This is a genomic window from Nostoc commune NIES-4072, assembly GCF_003113895.1.
GTDB classification, from domain to species: domain Bacteria; phylum Cyanobacteriota; class Cyanobacteriia; order Cyanobacteriales; family Nostocaceae; genus Nostoc; species Nostoc commune.
This window is the reverse complement of sequence record NZ_BDUD01000002.1, coordinates 97521-116850: the sequence shown is the minus strand read 5'-3', so window position 1 is coordinate 116850 and position 19330 is coordinate 97521. Positions and strand designations below refer to the sequence as shown.

Below are 19330 nucleotides of genomic sequence, written 5' to 3'. Positions count from 1 at the left end.
ATTCGACTAGAAGATGACAGACCCACAGGTATTACAAACAGCGATTAACGGTGCAGCTAATGCCCACACTGGGTTGTATCAAGCTATTCATGAGCTACGGCATGCGTCAGTTAACGAGGCGAAACAGATACTAGCTCGACAGATTGCGGTACTGGCTAATGTGTTGATGGTGTTGTAGACAGCAGAATTTACGATCACTCTTGCGGCTAATGCCCACTCTGGGTTACATCAGGCTATCCACGAACTAACGCATGGTTCGGTTACAGAAGCGAAGCAAATATTAGCGCGGCAGATTGCAGTGTTGGCTAATGTGTTAATGGTGTTATGGAGATACAGGTATAGCGAGGGGTTTTAAGAATGGCAAGTATGAGTGGACTTGCTGCTCCTGGCGCATCATAACAATAACCGCAAGGATTACCCGCATGCTTACTATTATTACGAGTTTTAGAGCGAGTGCGACCGTAGGCGTGAAGTCGTCGAAGTATATTCCCAAGCGGGTGCTGAAGCGAGTTCAACAGATGGAGCGGGGGAAGGCGGTAGTTGGGGGATATTGCAGGTGTTGGGGGTGTTGAAATCATGATTTTTGTTGCCCATCCAGGAATACATTAAGCTAGGGAGAGGTTAAGCTAATTTTCTAAACCTGACTGAGTTATCAGATCAAAAATATTTAGTTAAAAAGTTTAGATTTCTTAATTTTAGCTCCAGGACAAACGCACAGCATTTCTGAAAACCTTACGGCATAAGGATATTGATGAAAAATTTGGCTAAAGGGAAAAACGCCAAAATCCTTGCTATTAAAGAATTCTTATACTTTAAATGCGTTTGCCCTGATTTTAGCTACTATCGTAAATATACTGAATATTGCTAATATCAATCTGGAATCAGGTTCTGTGCATTTGTAGCTTTGTGTAGACACAATTTAGAATAACCGCTATGTATATTAAGTATTACAGACGACTTGAAGAAACGTTTTCATGCAGCCTGTGCTTTGCGTGGGCTGAAGATGAGTCAAGTTGTAGTGGAGATGATTAAGTAATGGTTAACTAGTGAAGTGCAATCGGTTGAAGAGTTAGATAGGTAAGAAATTGTTGTGAATTACAGTTTGCCGAGCATACGACTGAGATAAAAATAGTTGCAGTAAGTTCATGACAGAATCTTACTTGCTCAGTAATAACGGGACTTAGACATTTTTAAGGCAGAAATAAGCCTCAAACCTATACAGGGCAAATAAAATACACCAAAGGCTCAAAAATGTTTGAAACCCAGATACGTCAATAAACTAGGCTTAACGATACTAAAGTCTCTGTGTGTATAAATTTGAGTTTTTTCTGGCTAGTTTTTGTCTAAATCTTATTGCAATGTTAATAAAATTGATCATCGCAAAACTAACACAGAAGAAGAAAATCAAAGAGACAAAATAAATATCAAAAAATTTGTTTACTCTAAATATAGACTGTCCGAAGAAAATAATCCAAATCAACTATTTGAAATATCAGCTATCAAAGCATTGAGAACAACTCAACTACTGTTAGAGATGCAGGAATACCCTAATAAAGACATCTCTGAATTTGAATCATTAATTCCATTTCTGAAGGAATCTTGTGGTGATGGCTGGAAGATGGCGCAAAACAACTTAATAACTAAAGAATCTTTGAATAAATTTGCTTTAGAGGTATGGGAAAATTCTGGTTTTGGTCTTTTTTTGGAAAATGCTATTGATGATTTAATGTTAAAAGCAGCACCAATTTGTATAGAAGATACTCTTACTAATACTCTAAAAATACTCATACACTACCAAAAGCCATTAAACTTACGAAGAAATGGAAACCGTAAGCATAAAGAGGAAATCGAATTTGCAATTAAGTTATTAAAAAATTACTTGAATGAACTTAACAATAATTTTAATCTTGATAATATATATAATGAACTGGAAACTATGAAAGAAAGAATAGAAAAAGAAATAAATATACAACTCCAAAAAGCAAAAAAAATATCAGAAAAATCTTTGCGAGATTTTTTTTTGGATGAACTTTTAATTAAATTTCGTGACAATGATAATAAATTTAGCTCATTCTTTCAAGAAATCGATCTTCTCATTAAAAGAGGTGTAGTAGACTTTTCTCTAAATAGATTGAGGAGAAGCGCTATACCTAGAATTCAAGCGTTTTTAAACTTTGTAGACAATTATTTTAATGATTATATACCTGAGTCGCTTTTAACAATTATAAAATATAAAGTGGTGTTAAAAGGAGTGAATGTAGTTTATTTTGAGAATCAGGAAGAAGCTGAAGATTTCAGAGATTCAGTAACTACTGATGCCTGTACTATTTTTAACAAACATCTTAATGAGTTTGTATTAGAAGGTAATAGAATAATTGATTTAAATCAGGAAGAAATACAAAAATCTTTAATAGATAAAACCCGAAAATCATTAACAGAAGTTCTTGATTACCTGAACGATAAATTTGATGTTGGACTAAAGTTACCAATATTTATAGAAGAAAATATTGTATATAATAATTCTTCAACAATTATAACAATTTCTGAACGCAAGAAAATTCTTTTGCAGAGAGGTTTTGATTGGATACGTAGTCGTATTAGTGACAAAAAGATTAGTCCTAATATTTTTTCTATTTCTTTGGAAAACATGATAGACGAAATGAATATTGAATTTGATAATCAATTTATAGAAATTCAACAATTAATGTTTAACTTTGTCACTAATGAATTAACTCAACTAATTGATGAATTTTCGGCAAACATTCAAAAAAAAATGAAAAGCTTTCAGGAAGCACTAGAACAATCTTTGGTAGATAAACTTCAAGAAAAGAAAAATGAGGAAGATTTAATGATTGTGCTTGATAATTTCCTAAATGGTTTTAATGAATACCAGGGTTAGCGCGTCTCAAACCCTATTGACAGGGGGATTTATGGCAGAGGTACTGAGTTTGAGAGAGCCGCAGCTAACACAGAAAGCATATAGTGATCGTTCATAGCTGCCCGTCGTGATTTTTGGCGAATACTGCGACGAAAAGACGATTCTCGCTCTAATGCATTAAGAGCAATACGACGTAGTAAAGCAAAGTTTTGTGGACTGTGTAAAGAACGAATTCGGCATTCATCCTCGTGGAAGGTAACATCCAATGTCCAATGAACAGAATTTTCTATTCCCCAATGCTGTCGAATTGCACTAGCAATCTTGTTTGCATCATTAATAAGGCTAGTAATGTAAAATTGTACTTCGTGTGTTGTTTTATTCCAATGCTGAATCGAACGTACTACCATGACTATTGTTTTTAGTCCTCCCCATAAATCTAGTTGATAAAGTCCAGGAATCTGCGACACAGGTACGGTGTAAACTGTACGTTTTTCGATGCGGTGATGTCCTTTTTCAATACGTTGACTAATACCGATATCAATATCTTTAAATCCAATGGATTGTGCTGCCTCAAACCAATTTTTTACTTGTTGATGGAGTGTTGGATGATTATCTTTCAGACTCAGAATATAATCCGCATTAGCTGCAATAATTTTCTCGGCAATCAATTTCTGTGTACCCATCGCATCAATGGTAATGATGCAGCCAGAGATGTCTAATATGTCCAATAGTGCTGGAATTGCAGTGATTTCATTTGATTTAGAACTGACTTTTGTTTGTCCCAAAACTAAACGATGTTCACTCGACCAGGCACTCACTGTGTGCAAGGCTTTTAGTTTTGATTCTCGGTCATAAGAGCCTCTATGAGTTTTGCCATCTATGGCTACTACTTCTACTCCCAATTTCTCAACCAAGGATTGAACCCACTGCCGAAAACATTGCTCAAATTCTTTTGGGTTAATTCTTTCAAACACCCTCCTAAAAGTATCGGGGCTGGGTATTCCGAATGGTAGTTGCAAAAACGTTTTCAACCACTCTTGTTTACTGATTCCATACTCCTCAATATCTTCCCAACCTGACGCTCCTGCTATTACTGCCAAAATCGCTATGGTGATGATATCTGTGAGTAAATGATATCTTGTCCTTTCCACTCTGGGATCTTTTATTTGTGTGAAGTATTCCTGAAACTTAGTGGTAATGTCTTTGCTATTTACACTGGGTGTAAAAGATGCTTTGGTTTTGCTTTTCTTGTTCTCAAATCCTGCTGGCATTACTCGAACCTTGCACCTAGATGGATTAAATCTTACCCTAGCCCGGATAGTGCCACTTTGTTTCCAACTTGATTGCTTATAGGTAAGTCCGCTTGTCAATAGGGTTTGAGACGCGCTAACCCTGTATTGTATCAGAACACAATAAAGAAGTTTTATTAGTAGAAATTTTAGAGCCTTTCTGGGCATTTCAATCATATAAAAGTTTTAATATACCTTATTTAATATCTCTTTGGAAGACTCTAGAGCTTTTAAATTTAACTGAAACATCTGAAAACTTTGATCCTATTAAATGTGCAATTCAAATATCTCGCAAGCAAACTAATTATCCTCTGTATTATGTTAAAAGTTTAAGAAATTTTGTGTCAGTCATTGTTCATGAAACAGCCGAAAATCATTTATCTCTTTTAAGAGTATCTGAAAATCAGATGAAAGATGGAATTACTCAAGTTTCAAGGCGAGATTCAACAACCATTGATTTAAAGTTTGAAAGAGTCATACCTAAGTTTGGATTAGTCTTAGCAGGAGGTGGTGCTAAAGGTGCTTATGAAGCTGGTGTACTAAAATACATGGATGAGATAAATTTAGTCCCTTCAATTATTGCTGGTACTAGCATTGGTGCGATTAATGGTGCAGTTTTAGCTTCGCATCAATCATTTCATGAAGGAGTTAAGCGTGTAATTAAACTTTGGAAAGGAATTGGAAAACAAAATGTAATAATACGTAGCAAAGATAATAGTTCTTTTTTTGATTCAGAACCTCTTAAAAAGTTATTATATGAAGAAGTTGATCCTGACCAATTAAGAAATGGAACTGAACTTTGGGTTGCTACTTTCTCCTCTTTCAAAGATCCTAATTTTGATTATGGAATAATTCTACCGTTATTAATTGATGTATGTTCTTCCATCAATGGAAAGTCTGCTAACTACTATCGTATTCAAGACTGTAAAAACAATGAGATACTCTATAAAACTTTGATTGCTAACAGCGGTACTGGCGAATGTGCTGATGCTGTTGTAGGGCTACAGGTACAGGAAAAGTTTCGAGATCAGTAGGAGTATTTACGCTTCGCACAATTACAACGGCAGGGATTACCTACAGGCATATTATCACTACGAGTTCTGGAACCAGGGCGATCGCACCCTCAAGTCGTCGAAGTATATCCCCAAGCGGTTGAGTAGAGGGAGTTCAGGAGATGGAGCGGGGGAAAGCGGGGGTTAGGGCGTGTTTTCAAACTATAACCACAATAGAATGGAGGCGATCGTAATCATAGCTGTATAATTGGCTGCAAGTTTTTCATATCGAGTAGCAATGCGGCGAAATTGCTTGAGTCTATTGATAGCACGCTCAACAACGTTGCGTTGACGATAGATTTCACGGTTAAACGGGCCGCGTCGCGGTTCATTTGAAAGTCGTGGAATAGTGAGGCGGATACCACGGCGGCGAAGGTAATTACGTATTCTCCGACCAGTGTAACCTTTGTCTCCAACTAATCGTAAAGGGCGCAAACGTGGACGACCTCGCCCAGAACGCTTAACTGAGCCTTGTTCCATCAATTGTTCGAGAAAAATTGACTCGTTTCTCTGACCAGGACTGAGAATAAAAGTTATGGGTTTACCTTTACCCTCACACCGAATGTGTATTTTTGTACTGAAACCACCCCGGGAACGACCTAGTTTCTCGTCTTCTTCACCCCCTTTTTTCCACCAGCTGCGTGCTGATGGGCGCGTACAACTGTGCCATCGACATAATGAACTTGCCAATCAAGTTTTCCATGTTCGTCTGCGATCGCTTGTAGGTGCTCTAAGATTTGATTCCAAATTCCAGCTTTTTGCCATCGATAAAATCTTGTTGCTACACTTGCCCACGGACCATAACGCTCTGGTAAGTCTCGCCACGGTGCTCCTGTTCTCAGAATCCATAGAATTCCATTGATGACTGTGCGATGGTCTTTATTGGGTTTTCCTGTTCTGGGTTTTTGTTGTGGTAGTAACGGTTTTAACCTCTCCCACTGTTCGCTACTTAATTCTCCTCGGTTCATCAACCTACCCTGTCTGCGATCGCCTATTTTTTAGGATACAACGAGTTTGAAAACACGCCCTAGGCAGTATTGCAGGTGTTGGGGTCATGAAATCATCAAAGCAGAATTAGGGTAAACGCGCAGTATTTCTTAAACCTTTACTGCATAAGCATATTGATGAAAAATCGGTTTAATGGAAAAACGCCCAAACCTTTGCTATTAAAGGATTATACTTTAGATGCATTGCCCTAATTTTAGCTCCTATGGTAAATTTACTGAATATTGCTAATATCAATCTGGAATCAGGTTTTATGCATTTGTAGCTGTTCTGTACTACAACCAACGGAGAAAAAATATGAATGTTAATGCGTTTGAATCTTTAATTACTATTAATTTAGGATTTAAAGAACTTATTAAAACAATGATAGAGTTAATAGAAAAGAGGAGCGAAAAAAATAAAAAGCAATTTGTGGATGATCTTCAAAGAGACTTACAAGAAGTGAGCTTTCATAAAATTAAAGATATTTTAAAAAAAATTATTAATGAAGGAGAAATCAGCGTACCATCTAGATCTAAATTGATAGATTGGTATACGAATACTGCGGATAGTTTAGAGGCTGCTATATCTAAATTAGAGGACTACTATATCCCCTCAACATCTAATGATTCAAAAACTGGACGTTCTCAACGTGTTAGCTTGCCAAGAGAGTGGAATGCTATACAGACTTTTAGTAATCTGAAATTTGGAAAACAGAAGCTAAGAGAGGATGTTCAAAACTACATAACAACGGGAGCAACGCGATTTTGTGAGGTGCTAAAATCTGGGACGTATATAGCTTGTTTCAGGATGCGATCGCAACTAAAAAACCAGATTTTGTTGAGAATATAGGGGTGTAATTGAGAACTAAACCCCGATCTCACTTTTTCGCGTTGCTCCCCATAACAACTCATATAGGACATAAAGTTGGAAAACTGACCTCAGAAGAAATTCAGTATATAGAGCCACTTCTAAGTCAAATGGAGCAGACGAATGAACAAGTAGGTATACTTTTTAAGGCTATTCAAGCCAGTAGTAACCAGCCAGCAATCTCAACTGGAAGTCAGCAAACCTTGCTAGAAGCAGAAAAACAAAATAAATAATTGCCAAAAGTAAAATGAGGGTAGTCCCAATCTAGTGGGATTGTAATTGTTGGTTGCATAGATAAATTGGTTGTTTGTGAAGATGGGTTGGGCGATCGCCTGGGTGAATTACGCCGCCACTAGCTCCAAGTGCGACTCATACCCCCGTAACCGTTTCCAGTCCTGGGAGGTCAGTTCGTCAACAGGGCGGTCTAACAACTGCTCACAGTTATCCACTTCAGCATTTAGCAACTGCTGTAATTCGTCAGTAGTCAGTTGTTCCAACGCTCGGTATTGCAAATATTCATCAACAAAGCCATTCGCAGTTAAAACAATTGCGAATTGCGTTAGCGCAGCGTTAGCGAGTCCTCGAGCGTCATTGCGACTTGCGAATTGGTTTAGCGAGGGAGCAATGCGATTTTGTGAGGTGGGCAAGCAGGGGGAGCAGGGGAGGCAGGGGAGGCAGGGGAGGAGAAAGAAATTAAGTGTATTTTGAAGGATTTATAGTAGCGAAGATTACTAAATTCTCTCTTTACTCCCCCTGCTCCCCCTGCTCCCCCTGCTCCCCCTGCTCCCCCTGCTCCCCCTGCTCCCCCTGCCCCAAAAAGCGATGATCTAACATTTTCGCGTTGCTCCCGTGGAGCTAGTGGTGGTAAACTTTTAGACCAGTTGGACTGGATTAAGTCAATGACGAATGTGACTGGTGTACTGCACATTCTCATTGGCACTTATGAACTTTTGAATTTTCGCAATTTAAGCGGACAGGCATCACGACGGGGGTTGGATATTCATTTTCCTCGTTATTTGTTTCAGCATGAACTTGACCGTCAGGATTTTCAAGGAATTTTACTGGCACTGCTGAAGCAAGTTCCTCTTCAGGTTGATATTCCAGCTTTGATGCAGCATTGGGTTTATTTCTATGAGCGTTCTATTGGTTGCGTGGGTGTGTTGAAGGATTGGCTGATTCGGGCTGTGGCTGCGGCGTTGCATGATGGGGCTGACTCGCTGACTTTGGAACGGTTGCATGAACATACTCTGTCGCTGGCTCAGTGTGAGCGGATGGCGATAGAGGCGACTGAGGGAGAACAAAAACTTTGTTACATGGAAAGTCGCCGCGAACATTTATGGCATTTGTTACAGATGGGGATGACTTCAACTTCGGTTCCCGGTGGGATTGTGAATTTATCACCGGGAGTAAAGTCTACTGTTGCACCTGTTTATTCTTCTGCTACCTCTAAATCAACTCGAAAAAAACGTTCTGAACCAGAGATGGTACAGACTGATACTCCTAATCCAGAAACAATGGCTGGTAGCCCGGAACCAAAGAAGAAGCAAACTCGAAAAAAGAAGGAAGCCCCTGTGGCAGTTACGGAAACAATGCAGGACAGCCAAGAAACAACGCAGGATGACTTTGCCTTACGAATATCTGCTTTACAGTCCTAAAATCTCCCGTCGCAATGATGGACGATTGCGCGATCGCGATTTAAAGAAGTACCAGCACATTGAACTAGGCGGCTGGTGGTGCAATGGCGTTGACCCCCTCAACAACTACGTCCTAATGATGTGGGGCTGCTTCAAACCCGACCACCCTAGACGCGATCGCCAGAAGATCCACAAGTTTATCAAATACGAACACCCCTTTAGAGAAGAGACACGCGCCTTCTTCCTCTTAGTCCCGAATCGCATTTGGGTAAAAGTCTCAAATCGCTCTGGCATCCCCATCACAGAAGAAGACTTACAACACCCCGGTGGTTTCTGGTATTGGGTCTGGCGGCATAACGTACCAGTGACCATCGTGGAAGGTGTCAAGAAAGCGGGGGCATTATTGACTGCCGGTTATGCTGCGATCGCTATCCCTGGTGTTAACGCTGGATACCGCACACCCCAGGATGAGTACGGTACTGCCATCGGGAAACCCTTTCTGATTCCCGACTTGAAACATTTTGCAACACAGGGGAGGATTGTTAACATCTGCTTTGACCAGGACAACAAACCTGAGACAGTCCAGCGAGTCAGAACCGCTATCAGTCGCATGGGTCGGCTGCTGGTAAATGAGGGTTGTTCGCTGCGAGTGATTGATTTACCATTAGGGGCAGAGAAAGGGGTTGATGATTTTATCGTTGCTCACGGTCAGCCAGCATTTGATGCACTCTACAACACGGCTGTTGCACTGGAGTTGTGGGAGATTAAGTTGTTTACTCTACTGACTTACCCGCCGTCAATCGCACTCAACCAAAGATTCCTGGGTCAGTTGCTCGTCCCCGAAGGCGAAAAACTGATTGTTCTCAAAGCGCCAAAGGGAACGGGTAAAACCGAATGGCTGGCAACTGAAGTGGCAAAAGCACATGACCAAGAGAGACGGGTACTAATAATCACCCACCGTATCCAACTGGGCGAGGCGTTGTGTAATCGCTTTGGTGTTAACTATGTTACCGAAGTCCGCACGAATGAAACAGGCACATTGTTGGGATACGGGGTCTGCGTGGACTCTTTGCATCAAGAAAGTCAGGCGCGATTCAACCCTAATGACTGGTCAAATGATGTGATTATTATTGATGAATGTGACCAAGTTTTCTGGCATTTGCTTAACTCTGGCACTGAAGTGCAGAAACGTCGGGTATCTGTTCTCAAAAACCTCAAACAACTGGTACAGAATGTTTTGGGCAGCAGTCAAGGAAAGATTTACCTGTCTAGTGCCGATGTTTCTGACACAGATGTGAAGTATGTTTTATCACTCGCTGGAGAATATCGAGTTAACCCGTTCGTCATTGTCAACAATTATCGAGATAGTGCTGGAAACTGTTACAACTATTCTGGCAGTAATCCGAAGAATCTCATCGCCGCACTAGACAAAGCGATAGCCAAAGGGGGGCATCATTTACTCTGCTGCTCTGCTCAGAAAGCTAAGTCAAAATGGGGGACGCAAGCTCTGGAAGAACGTTTTCGCCGCAAATTACCATACCTGCGGATTCTGCGAATTGACAGTGAATCTGTTGCTGACCCCTCTCATGCGGCTTTCGGCTGTATCGCTCATCTCAACGAGATTCTGACTCAGTATGATTTGGTTATCGCATCTCCAAGTTTAGAAACTGGGGTATCCATCGATATTCGAGGACATTTTGATGGTGTTTGGGGTATTTTTCAGGGAGTGCAGCCTGTTAACTCCGTGCGGCAGATGTTGGCACGGGTTAGGGAAACTGTTGACCGTCACATTTGGGTCAGAGAGTGGGGAATGTCAGTTGTGGGCAATGGCTCTACATCCATCGGAGGATTACTAAGAAGTCAACACGTCGCAACACAAGCTAATATTGCGCTGTTGTCGGCGGCGGATAATGATGACTACAGCTATGTTGACCAGAATTTTCAGCCCGAATCTTTGCAGACTTGGGGGAAACGTGGTTCTGTAATCAACGTAGAGATGCGGCGCTATCGAGAATCGGTGCTTGCGGGTTTGGTCGAAGATGGATATATCGTTATTGATGCCGACGATGCTGATGACGATGAGAGTGGGGCAGTAATCGAGTCGGTTAAAGCGGCTAGTCAGGAATTGTATGCTAGTGAATGTCAGGCGATCGCGGATTCTCCAACCATCTCTGATGCCGAACTCAAGAAGCTCCTTGACACAAGGGCGAAAACGAAAACCGAACGACATCAGCAGCGCAAGGCGGAATTGTCCCGTCGTTACGAAATTGACGTAACCCCTGATTTGGTTGAGAAGGATGACGACGGGTGGTATCCTCAACTGAGAATGCACTATTATTTCACGCTGGGGCGGGAATTTCTGACGAACCGTGATGCGAAACGGGCTAAGGCGCAGTTAGAGGCTGGGGAGAATTCGGTTTGGAAGCCAGATTTTAACAAGGGGCAGCTATTGCCTGCTGTCCTATTATTGGAGAGACTGAACTTGTTGCAGTTTCTTATACCTGGGGAACACTTACGCTCTTCTGACGAGGCGATGCAGGAGTTGAAGAAGGCGGCGATGAAGAATCGGTATCTCATCAAAACTTGTTTAAACCTCACCATTTCGGAAAAATTTTCTCCCATAGTGATCGCACAGAAATTACTTGCCAAGATTGATTTGAAGTTGAACTACGTTGGTCGGTTGGGTAAGCGTGAAAATCGGGAGTGCGTTTATCGGTTTGTTGCCCCTGATGATCAGCGTGATTCGATTTTTGGCCAGTGGTTAAATCGAGATGAAGCATTTCAAAATGAGTTGGTGTCAGTCAGTAATAATATAAGTACAACTACACCAGTCATTGACACCCAATCCCAGGATATTCCTCAAACACCCACGTTAATGGAAAGTCCTGTTACCCAAGGTTGGAAAGGGCTGAAACTGAAAATGCAGCAAGGTTTGGACAGCGCTGGTCAGTTCTACCAACAGCTTGTCTCCACAATAGGCTCGGCTGTTGGAATTGCTGATGGTGAGCCTTACTGGAATGGGTATCTGGGGCAGTGGCAGGTTTGGGTTAACTTTGCTGACGGGTGTACCTCTGTGGTCTGTGATTGGTTGGCGGTGGTGTAGTGAGAGAAAGCTTTGGTAAAGAGTTCAGTAATTTTAGCTTTTGGTTTGGAACTTATCCCCATTTCTGACTTAACCGCAATGTGTTTCTTGAGAGTTACGGGAAGCTTTGCGTAGCTTGCTTCTTTATTCGCGATAGTGTTCTGTAGGAAATGAGTACGGCGAACGTAGTCGCTTAGACCAGGCTAATCTTCCTACAGCGCTGTCTCACCTGTCACTTTTTCCTTACTATAACTCTATGTTCAACTTATAATTGTAGAAGCTGAAAATGCTGAAAACAACGGTTATTACTCTCTACAAATAATATGCAATTTTTAACATTAAATAAAAATAAATCTGTTTTTTCCTTAATCGCTTTAAATTGTTTAATTACTTTACAATTGGCATTTTTTTTAGCAATACCGGGGTGGACTCAGACTATAGATGATAATCGTTTATATCAAGCTAATCTCTTACTAGGATTAGGAATTAGGCAGCATCAGACTGCCCAATTTGCAGAAGCAATAGCATCTTTAGACAAAGCCTTGCAGCTTTTTCGGCAGAATAAGAACGCTGTTGGCGAAGCAAATACTCTCAGTATTTTGGGTAAAATTTACTTTACTTTAGGACAGTACAAGCGAGCAGTTGATTGTTATCAGCAGCAAAGAAATGTTTTGTTGGCGCTTGGCGATCGCGCAGGTGAAGCTAAGGCTTTAGACGATTTGAGTAATACTTATATCTATCAAGGAAATGGGAATGAAGCAAAAAAATTGCATGATTTAGCCCAAAAAATTAGAAAAGATATAGGTAATCCCCAAGGAGAAGCTGCTTTTTTAGGTAATATAGGGTTAGCCTATGAATCTCAAGGAAAGTTTCCCCAAGCAATTGCAACTTATCAACAGCAGTTAGCGATCGCACAAAAATCTAATGATGTTGTTAACATAAATAATTCCTTCAACAGATTAGCACAGGTTTACCAGTCGCAAGGACAGTACCAACAGTTAATGCAACTGTACCAGCAGCAATTGGCGATGGCTACGCCCGCCGCAGGCATCGCCCAGCAAAATCAAGACAGGGTAAGGGTTGCTGATTTACTAAGCCAACTAGCGCAAGTATACAAATCACAAGGACAATATCTGCAAGCAATAGAAATATATCAGCAGCAGTTGTCAACCATCAGAAATCTCAAAGACTCACTGGGAGAAATTAATTCTCTAAGCAATTTAGGAGGCACTTATCGTCAGAGTGGACAGTATGAACAAGCCCTAGAAATGTATCAGCAGCAGTTAGCTATCGCTCGCAACAAAAATGAACAATTACAAACAGGAGTAGCACTCAATAATATAGGCTTAACGCTGCTGCAAGCAGGAAAACTATCAGTAGCAGAAAAAACTCTAGTTGATGTGACAAAGGTTTGGGAACTCATCCGAGCGAAAGTAGGTAATAATATTAACTATGTTCAAGAACAAGCCGCTACCTATCGAATTTGGCAACAACTATTGATTGCTCAAAATCAACCTGAAGCGGCCTTAGAAATGGCAGAACGCAGTAAATCTTGGTCTATAGCTCAGTTGTTAGGAATGCGCTTGTCTTCTGAACCAGCATGGGCTGCTGCCAAAACTGCCCCTCCAGAACTAAATCCGCCAACAATTGACCAAATTCGCCAAATTGCTAAACAACAAAACGCCACATTAATTGAATATTCAATTATTCCTGATGAAGGTTTGTATGTTTGGGTAGTGCAGCCATCAGGTGATGTAAGGTTTCGTCGCATTGATATCAAATCTCAACCCACAATTTATCCTGTTTCCTCCATAGCTGATGTAGTTGCTAGTATTGGCGAAGCTATACAAATTAAAGGTAAGAGCGAAGCCTCAGCAAAAGCCAACATTCAAACAAACCCATTATTGCAGCTTCACCAGTTACTAATTAAACCCATTGCTGATTTATTGCCAAAAGAAACTGCTAGCCGTCTGATATTTATCACCCAACAAGAACTTTCTTTAGTTCCATTTGCAGCGCTGGTTGACATCTCTGGCAAATATCTAATTGAGAAACACACAATTGTCACTGTTCCGGCAATTCAAGTGTTAGCTTTAACTCATAAACAACAGCGAGGTTTTGCCAAAAATAATGCCTTAGTAGTGGGTAATCCAAGTATGCCAAGAATTGCCCTTTTCATTGGGCAACCACCGCAACCCTTAGCGCCTCTTGTCAATGCTGAACAAGAAGCAATAGAAATTGCTGAATTGTTGAAGGCTAAACCTTTGATTGCCAATCAAGCAACGAAGAAGACTGTTTTGCAACAATTAAAGAAAGCTCAAACAGTGCATTTAGCTACTTATGGGATAATAGATAGTATAAAGCGACAAGGTATTCCCGGTGTGATCGCTCTTGCTCCAGGTGACGGTGATAATGGTGTCCTGAGTGCCGCAGAAATTTTAGACTTGAAGCTGAAAACGACACTATTTCTTATCAGCGCCACAGAAGTGACCAAGAGTCAAATTACCAGTGATGGCATTAGTGGTTTATCCTTGTCTCTGATTTCTGCTGGAGTCCCTAGTGTAATCATGCCCCTGTGGTCATCACCTGAAGTCCCCACGACTTTTTTCATGACCGAATTTTACAATCAGTTGAATCAAACGGGTGACAAAGCCAAAGCTTTACGCCAAGCAATGTTGAAAACTAAGGAACAATATCCAAATCCCAGAGACTGGGCTGGATTCATGTTAATAGGTGAGAGAAAATAAGGAAATGCCAGAAATTAATGCTATTGATTAGCGAAGGAAAATAAACATGATATTATTGCTCCTTAATCTTGGCTATTTCCGATACCCAAAGCCGCCGATTAGCATGGGTTAGTGTCAAGATATCCTCTAAAGACCAATGAAAATAAAAGGCAATTAAAGCTACCTCCTCGTGCAGTTGTTCCAAGGGGTAGCTTATGATTCCCCCGATAAAGAAAGCTCCACTTGAAAACTACTATTGCAATGGGGACAATCAACCTGAATACAAGCATCGCCTTGCTGATTTATCCGATTAAAAAACTCTCGTAAATAAGTCAAATCTCTTGTAAAAAGACCTTCTAATAATTCAGGGGTGACTACAGATAAACTTCCTAAACGAGTAATTACCTGAGATAGCATCACCAAGACACCATAGGCTGAACTTTCTTTAGCGTGACGATGTTTCTGCACATATATTTCATCCTTTGCCGTCGCCAAGCGCATCACCCCATGACGATGAACCAGTCCTTCGCTATCTCCCAAGCCTCTAGGCAAGATAAATTCAAATTCCGTGTCTGTGATATTGTCGTGACTGTGCATGGAAGTTCTGATTTAAAAATAAAATTTAGCTTATAGAAAAAGGCAGCAGGTAAACAAATTATGCTAATAGATATTGACATAATAACTAGCATCTGAATTTGGACTGTATCGGAAACACCCCTGTTTAAACTTTGCTGTTTCAGGAAGAGGCTTTAAATTCTCCCCCTTCACTAATAAGAACAGATATTAGGGGGAGAGGTTAAGCGTAGACGTTTCTACATAACGTGAAAATTCTGATACCTGCTCAGATGGTAATTTCGCATTATTTGGCGAAACTTCATCTCCCCCATCAAGTTCGTTAATCTGACGATAAAATCGTTGTAAGTAATTGAGATCGCAGGCAAATAACCCTTCTATCACAGCCGTATTCACTTCTTCCAAAGCTCCCAATCTGATAATAACGCGAGCCAGAATCACGACGGTAGCATAGGCTGGATTGGATTTTACACGAGGATCTCGCAAAGGAACTATTTCATCAATTGCTTTAGACAGACGCATTACACCTTTGCGGTGTAAATTGCCATCAGCATCTAAATATCCCTTGGGTAAGGTAAATTCAAACTCTGTTTGGAACATTACTTACTTACGTTTGTCCGCTTAAATTCTTCAACAACTAATTCGATCTCTTCAATTTCTAGCTCATTAGCAGATGCTTTCACATCAGTAATTGTATAGCTACTCGGCCATGCACCCTTGAATTCAAATGTTGCCTGTGCTTCGGCTGCTTGGTTATAGATAGTTAAAAAACCATCTCGCCTCTGTTGCGCCCAATTTCCCTCTTCTACTGCCTTCAACCAGTTCCATAAGGTCATAGATGATGTCATTCCCCGACGCAGAACTAAATTACTACTTTTGACATTACCAGGAATGTGCGTACTGACAATCCGACCAGTTTTGGCTTTACTCCAAACTTGTGGCGTTACTTCGGAAATTGGGATTACTTCCTGAGTCCGCTTAAAACCCTGACACTCCATAAAGTACCCATCTACACTATCAATGCTACCGTCAAGTTTGAGTTCCAGGTAAAAACGGCAACTTGTAAGAAATTCGGGTTGTTTTAACACAGTTAGCTTGCAGTTGAGTTAATTAGCTTTATTACTACACCACTCGAATTATGCTTGGTGGGTAAGGAATTTAGTAAATGACGGTCAAGGATGAAAGTTGCCGATTAGCCTCTGCATTTTGCAACTAATGATAGAGAGATTATAGTGCAAGCAAAGCTACCTCTTCTGAAGTACCAGCACGTCAGATGTCGCAATTTGTGGATCTGTCAGCGCCTTCTGCTTGTTTGTGAAGACGGGTTGCTTTGCTGCACTCGCAGCTTGTCACGATTTCGTTTCTGAGATAGCATTGGCAATAGACACTCAACCAACTATTTATTTTTTGCGTTCTACATACCTATAAGAAAATGATACGGTTTCTGTGAGTGCTTGGTTGCCAGCAACATCCAGATTGGACATCTTATATGACAGAGGCATTACACCCGTGAAGTGCCAGTGAGATGATTCGCTGCCATCTTGTTTAAAAACTTTGATATCAGCAGTTTTCAACTCACCTTTCGTCTTAGTCGCTCCGCCTAAATCTCTATTGGCATGAGAATCGTAAAACCAATCAGAGACGGCTTTAGGCTTGTTGCTGTTGGTAACAAATATGATGGTTATATTTTCGTTTTTAACTGCGGAAGCAGCTTGCTGGGAAGTAACTTTGCTGCCCCCACTAACTCCTAACGGGCTATCAGTACCAGTAACTTGAATCGACATTTTTAGGCCAGAAACCTTCTGGACAAATAAATCATCACCTAGTCCATCGGCGGTAAATTGAAACCTAGCCGATGCTAAATATTCTGCCATCTATTTACTCCTAGTCAATTACATTCTTTCACATTTATCTCAATTTAAATGCTTTTGATCAAAAGATTTTACTTATTTTGATCGCTGGATCATTTGAGCGTTAAATTCAAATGATTCCATCAAAATATCTTTGCTAGCAACATCAAAATCTGACACAGAATAACTGACAATTTGACATTGCTTGAGGTCGTAACTAACTACTTCACCACCGCTAGCATCTAAGATTGTTATTTTGCCATCAGTATAACCATCATTCCATTTGCCACCGCCACCGGTATAAGTTGCAGGTAAGGCTTTAGCCCAAACGTCGAACAGTTTCTTGTTGCCATCTTCCAGAGCTGCCTCGATAGTGAAGTTTTTATTATCGGTGTAACCACTAGAAGTTGTCTGGTAAGTTACCTGCGCCTTGGCACCTGATGCTATGGGAAGATCAGCAGCAGCGATTTTTGCTTCCACATCTATACCACTGAAGCTCTTAATCGGATAAACTGTGCCACCAAATTCAAAAATAAAATTACTAGAAGAAATTACTTCTACAGCCATGTTTTACTCCTTGCAAATTGTATAGTATTCGTAATTAATAATTAGTAATTGGTAATTATTATTCGTAATTACCAATTACTAATTAACTATTGCCCTGGCGCCCACTGACTGATGCGGAAGATTACAAATTCCGCAGGGCGTACTGGAGCAACACCGATTTCAATGTACAAGCGACCGAGCATCATGGTATCTGGAGTATTGAGTTCTGCATCGCACTTGACATAGAAAGCGTCAGCAGCACTTGCTCCCACTAGCGCTCCCTCGCGCCACAAGCGTTCCAAGAAACTGGAGACAGTAGCGTTAACGCGACCCCAGAGTCTAGAATCGTTCGGCTCAAATACCACCCACTGGGTACCAATTTCAATCGATTTTTCGATGTAGCTCATCAGACGGCGAACTGAAATGTAACGCCACTGAATGTTATCTGGCTCGACCAGGGTGCGAGCACCCCAAATCTTAATGCCTCGATTGAAGTTAGCAAAGTTGCGGATGCAGTTGATGCCTAACGGGTTCAACAATTCCTGTTCGCGGAAGTTGGTTTCGTATGCTAAACCGATGACACCGCGAGGAGTGTCGTTAGCGGGTGCTTTGTAGAGTCCTCTAGTTTCGTCGGTACGACACCAAACGCCCATCATGTGACCGCAGGGAGGAATAGCAATCGGTCTACCGCCATTGCGGGGGTTAGCAACTTTGATCCAGGGATAGTAGAGAGCGGCAAACTGGGAACGGCGGTTAAAAGCGCTCAACCACTGCGCTACGTGTTGGGGCTTGACTTGTTCAGCTGGTACTGCTGCACCATTCTTGCAAGGAGGCGCATCGAGAACTACCATGCGGAAAGGGGGGCTGGGCGAGGAGTTCTCACACCTGCTGATCATCATTTCCATCATACCGTGTACCTGATCGAGGTCTATTAGTCCCTCTTGGTAGACCCGCATCAGGTCTGGGCAGGCAATCATAGCAACGTCGTCAATTTCAAAAATCCCCTGAATGCCAGTACGATCGTCGCGTGTCCCTTGCAAATCGCGGGGGAAGCGATCTGGAGTAGAAATATGAGGAGGTGGGCTGACCTCGTACATCCCATTAACAGGACGGCGGGATAGAGGTTGCCCGTTTTGGGCGATATCCTCAATAGTCAAGAATTCAGATGTTTCCAGAACCGTAACTACATAGTCTGCTACCTGGGTATTGATGGTCGAGTTCATTGTCAGGTGCTCGTACCGTTCAAGCTCCTGCTCACTCCGCTTGACTACAATAGTGAAAAATTCGCCTGAGTCTAGTGGCGGTTCTGTTCCTTCGGGTGCATCTTCTGGGGGAGGTTTAGGCGTACTGGATTGAATTTGCACAGTCAGCCGGGGGGTAGATCCTGGTAGAGCGAGTGCGCTCCCTTCTTCAGATGCCTTAATAAAGAACCGCAAAGATGGACGACCGCCTGAGTTTAAAACCTTTGTAGCACTTTCTTCAGCAGGTGGCGCTGCCGAACCAGGCAGCTTGATACCGATGCTAGAAACCCAACAGCGACCACCACCATTCAGAAACCAACCGTAAACGGCAAAAGGTAAGTAAGCATTGAAGTCTGTGAAGCCATCAGATCCTTGCTTGCCAAAGTATTCAAGGTATTGATCCCAAGTGGTGACCATCATCGGTTGAAACAGTTCAGCGTCACCACGTACATCTTCAGTAAAGCCAATAAAACCAGCAACACTCAGGCTGATTCCTTCTATCGGGCGACTGCCACGGTCTACTTCTTCGACGTAAACACCAGGGGCAAAGTAATCTAATCTGGGCATAGGTACTCTTTTTGCATTTGCTATGAAGTTGGCAATCA

The 19330-nt window shown here is 41.5% G+C and carries 17 protein-coding genes and 1 pseudogene; 8 read left to right on the top strand and 10 right to left on the bottom strand.

Features of this window, described 5'->3' with window-relative positions; translation table 11 throughout:
• The first annotated feature begins 13 nt into the window (after window positions 1-13).
• Window positions 14-178, top strand: coding sequence for a hypothetical protein (locus tag CDC33_RS39405; RefSeq protein WP_181374285.1), 165 nt, complete (start codon window positions 14-16; stop codon window positions 176-178).
• A gap of 1161 nt (window positions 179-1339) precedes the next feature.
• The gene (locus CDC33_RS32780; RefSeq protein ID WP_109012854.1) at window positions 1340-2899 is read left to right on the top strand and encodes a hypothetical protein; all 1560 of its coding nucleotides are present in this window, start codon (window positions 1340-1342) and stop codon (window positions 2897-2899) included.
• A gap of 29 nt (window positions 2900-2928) precedes the next feature.
• Here CDC33_RS32780 and CDC33_RS32775 read toward each other — a convergent pair whose 3' ends face one another.
• Window positions 2929-4149 (bottom strand): ISAs1 family transposase, encoded by a 1221-nt coding sequence (locus CDC33_RS32775; protein ID WP_109012853.1) that lies wholly within the window; start codon window positions 4147-4149, stop codon window positions 2929-2931.
• Between the two features lie 359 nt (window positions 4150-4508).
• Between CDC33_RS32775 and CDC33_RS32770 the strand changes: the two genes are divergently transcribed.
• A complete protein-coding gene (locus CDC33_RS32770) occupies window positions 4509-5201 on the top strand; it encodes a patatin-like phospholipase family protein (RefSeq protein ID WP_146195897.1) in 693 nt (230 codons plus the stop codon).
• A 243-nt stretch (window positions 5202-5444) separates the two neighbouring features.
• On the opposite strand, the pseudogene CDC33_RS32765 reads toward CDC33_RS32770, so the two are convergent.
• A pseudogene (locus CDC33_RS32765) lies at window positions 5445-6187 on the bottom strand (IS5 family transposase); the annotation flags it as partial.
• 334 nt (window positions 6188-6521) lie between these two features.
• Between CDC33_RS32765 and CDC33_RS32760 the strand changes: the two are divergent.
• Both CDC33_RS32760 and CDC33_RS39400 read left to right on the top strand, forming a co-directional pair.
• The gene (locus CDC33_RS32760) at window positions 6522-7055 is read left to right on the top strand and encodes a hypothetical protein (RefSeq protein WP_109012851.1); all 534 of its coding nucleotides are present in this window, start codon (window positions 6522-6524) and stop codon (window positions 7053-7055) included.
• An 8-nt stretch (window positions 7056-7063) separates the two neighbouring features.
• Window positions 7064-7306, top strand: coding sequence for a hypothetical protein (locus CDC33_RS39400; RefSeq protein WP_219930123.1), 243 nt, complete (start codon window positions 7064-7066; stop codon window positions 7304-7306).
• Window positions 7307-7414: 108 nt separating this feature from the next.
• Here the strand turns inward: CDC33_RS39400 and CDC33_RS32755 are convergent, their stop codons facing one another.
• The gene (locus CDC33_RS32755; protein ID WP_109012850.1) at window positions 7415-7720 is read right to left on the bottom strand and encodes a hypothetical protein; all 306 of its coding nucleotides are present in this window, start codon (window positions 7718-7720) and stop codon (window positions 7415-7417) included.
• 252 nt (window positions 7721-7972) lie between these two features.
• Here CDC33_RS32755 and CDC33_RS32745 point away from each other — a divergent pair, with 252 nt between their 5' ends.
• The 3 genes from CDC33_RS32745 to CDC33_RS32735 all read left to right on the top strand — a co-directional run bounded on the left by CDC33_RS32745 (window position 7973) and on the right by CDC33_RS32735 (window position 14536).
• A complete protein-coding gene (locus CDC33_RS32745) occupies window positions 7973-8728 on the top strand; it encodes a hypothetical protein (RefSeq protein ID WP_244919462.1) in 756 nt (251 codons plus the stop codon).
• On the top strand, window positions 8691-11810 hold the full coding sequence (locus CDC33_RS32740) for a plasmid replication protein, CyRepA1 family (RefSeq protein ID WP_109012849.1): 3120 nt from the start codon (window positions 8691-8693) through the stop codon (window positions 11808-11810). Before CDC33_RS32745 ends, CDC33_RS32740 begins: the two co-directional genes overlap by 38 nt.
• Window positions 11811-12112: 302 nt before the next feature.
• Window positions 12113-14536 (top strand): CHAT domain-containing protein, encoded by a 2424-nt coding sequence (locus CDC33_RS32735; protein WP_109012848.1) that lies wholly within the window; start codon window positions 12113-12115, stop codon window positions 14534-14536.
• A gap of 52 nt (window positions 14537-14588) precedes the next feature.
• Here CDC33_RS32735 and CDC33_RS41440 read toward each other — a convergent pair whose 3' ends face one another.
• The 7 genes from CDC33_RS41440 to CDC33_RS32705 all read right to left on the bottom strand — a co-directional run bounded on the left by CDC33_RS41440 (window position 14589) and on the right by CDC33_RS32705 (window position 19292).
• Complete coding sequence (locus tag CDC33_RS41440) at window positions 14589-14720, bottom strand: DUF6760 family protein (RefSeq protein ID WP_280524467.1); 132 nt, start codon at window positions 14718-14720, stop codon at window positions 14589-14591.
• An 8-nt stretch (window positions 14721-14728) separates the two neighbouring features.
• Complete coding sequence (locus CDC33_RS32730) at window positions 14729-15112, bottom strand: hypothetical protein (RefSeq protein ID WP_109012847.1); 384 nt, start codon at window positions 15110-15112, stop codon at window positions 14729-14731.
• Window positions 15113-15298: 186 nt separating this feature from the next.
• Window positions 15299-15688: a hypothetical protein gene (locus tag CDC33_RS32725; protein ID WP_219930122.1), complete on the bottom strand. Its 390-nt coding sequence runs from the start codon at window positions 15686-15688 to the stop codon at window positions 15299-15301.
• Window positions 15688-16176: a phage tail protein gene (locus tag CDC33_RS32720; protein WP_109012846.1), complete on the bottom strand. Its 489-nt coding sequence runs from the start codon at window positions 16174-16176 to the stop codon at window positions 15688-15690. The genes CDC33_RS32725 and CDC33_RS32720 overlap by 1 nt, the downstream gene beginning before the upstream one ends.
• A gap of 312 nt (window positions 16177-16488) precedes the next feature.
• Window positions 16489-16962 carry a phage tail protein gene (locus CDC33_RS32715; protein ID WP_109012845.1) on the bottom strand — a complete coding sequence of 158 codons (474 nt, stop codon included), beginning with the start codon at window positions 16960-16962 and terminating at the stop codon, window positions 16489-16491.
• A 72-nt stretch (window positions 16963-17034) separates the two neighbouring features.
• The gene (locus CDC33_RS32710; RefSeq protein ID WP_109012844.1) at window positions 17035-17505 is read right to left on the bottom strand and encodes a phage tail protein; all 471 of its coding nucleotides are present in this window, start codon (window positions 17503-17505) and stop codon (window positions 17035-17037) included.
• Between the two features lie 86 nt (window positions 17506-17591).
• Window positions 17592-19292, bottom strand: coding sequence for a phage tail sheath family protein (locus tag CDC33_RS32705; RefSeq protein ID WP_109012843.1), 1701 nt, complete (start codon window positions 19290-19292; stop codon window positions 17592-17594).
• Window positions 19293-19330 lie beyond the last annotated feature (38 nt).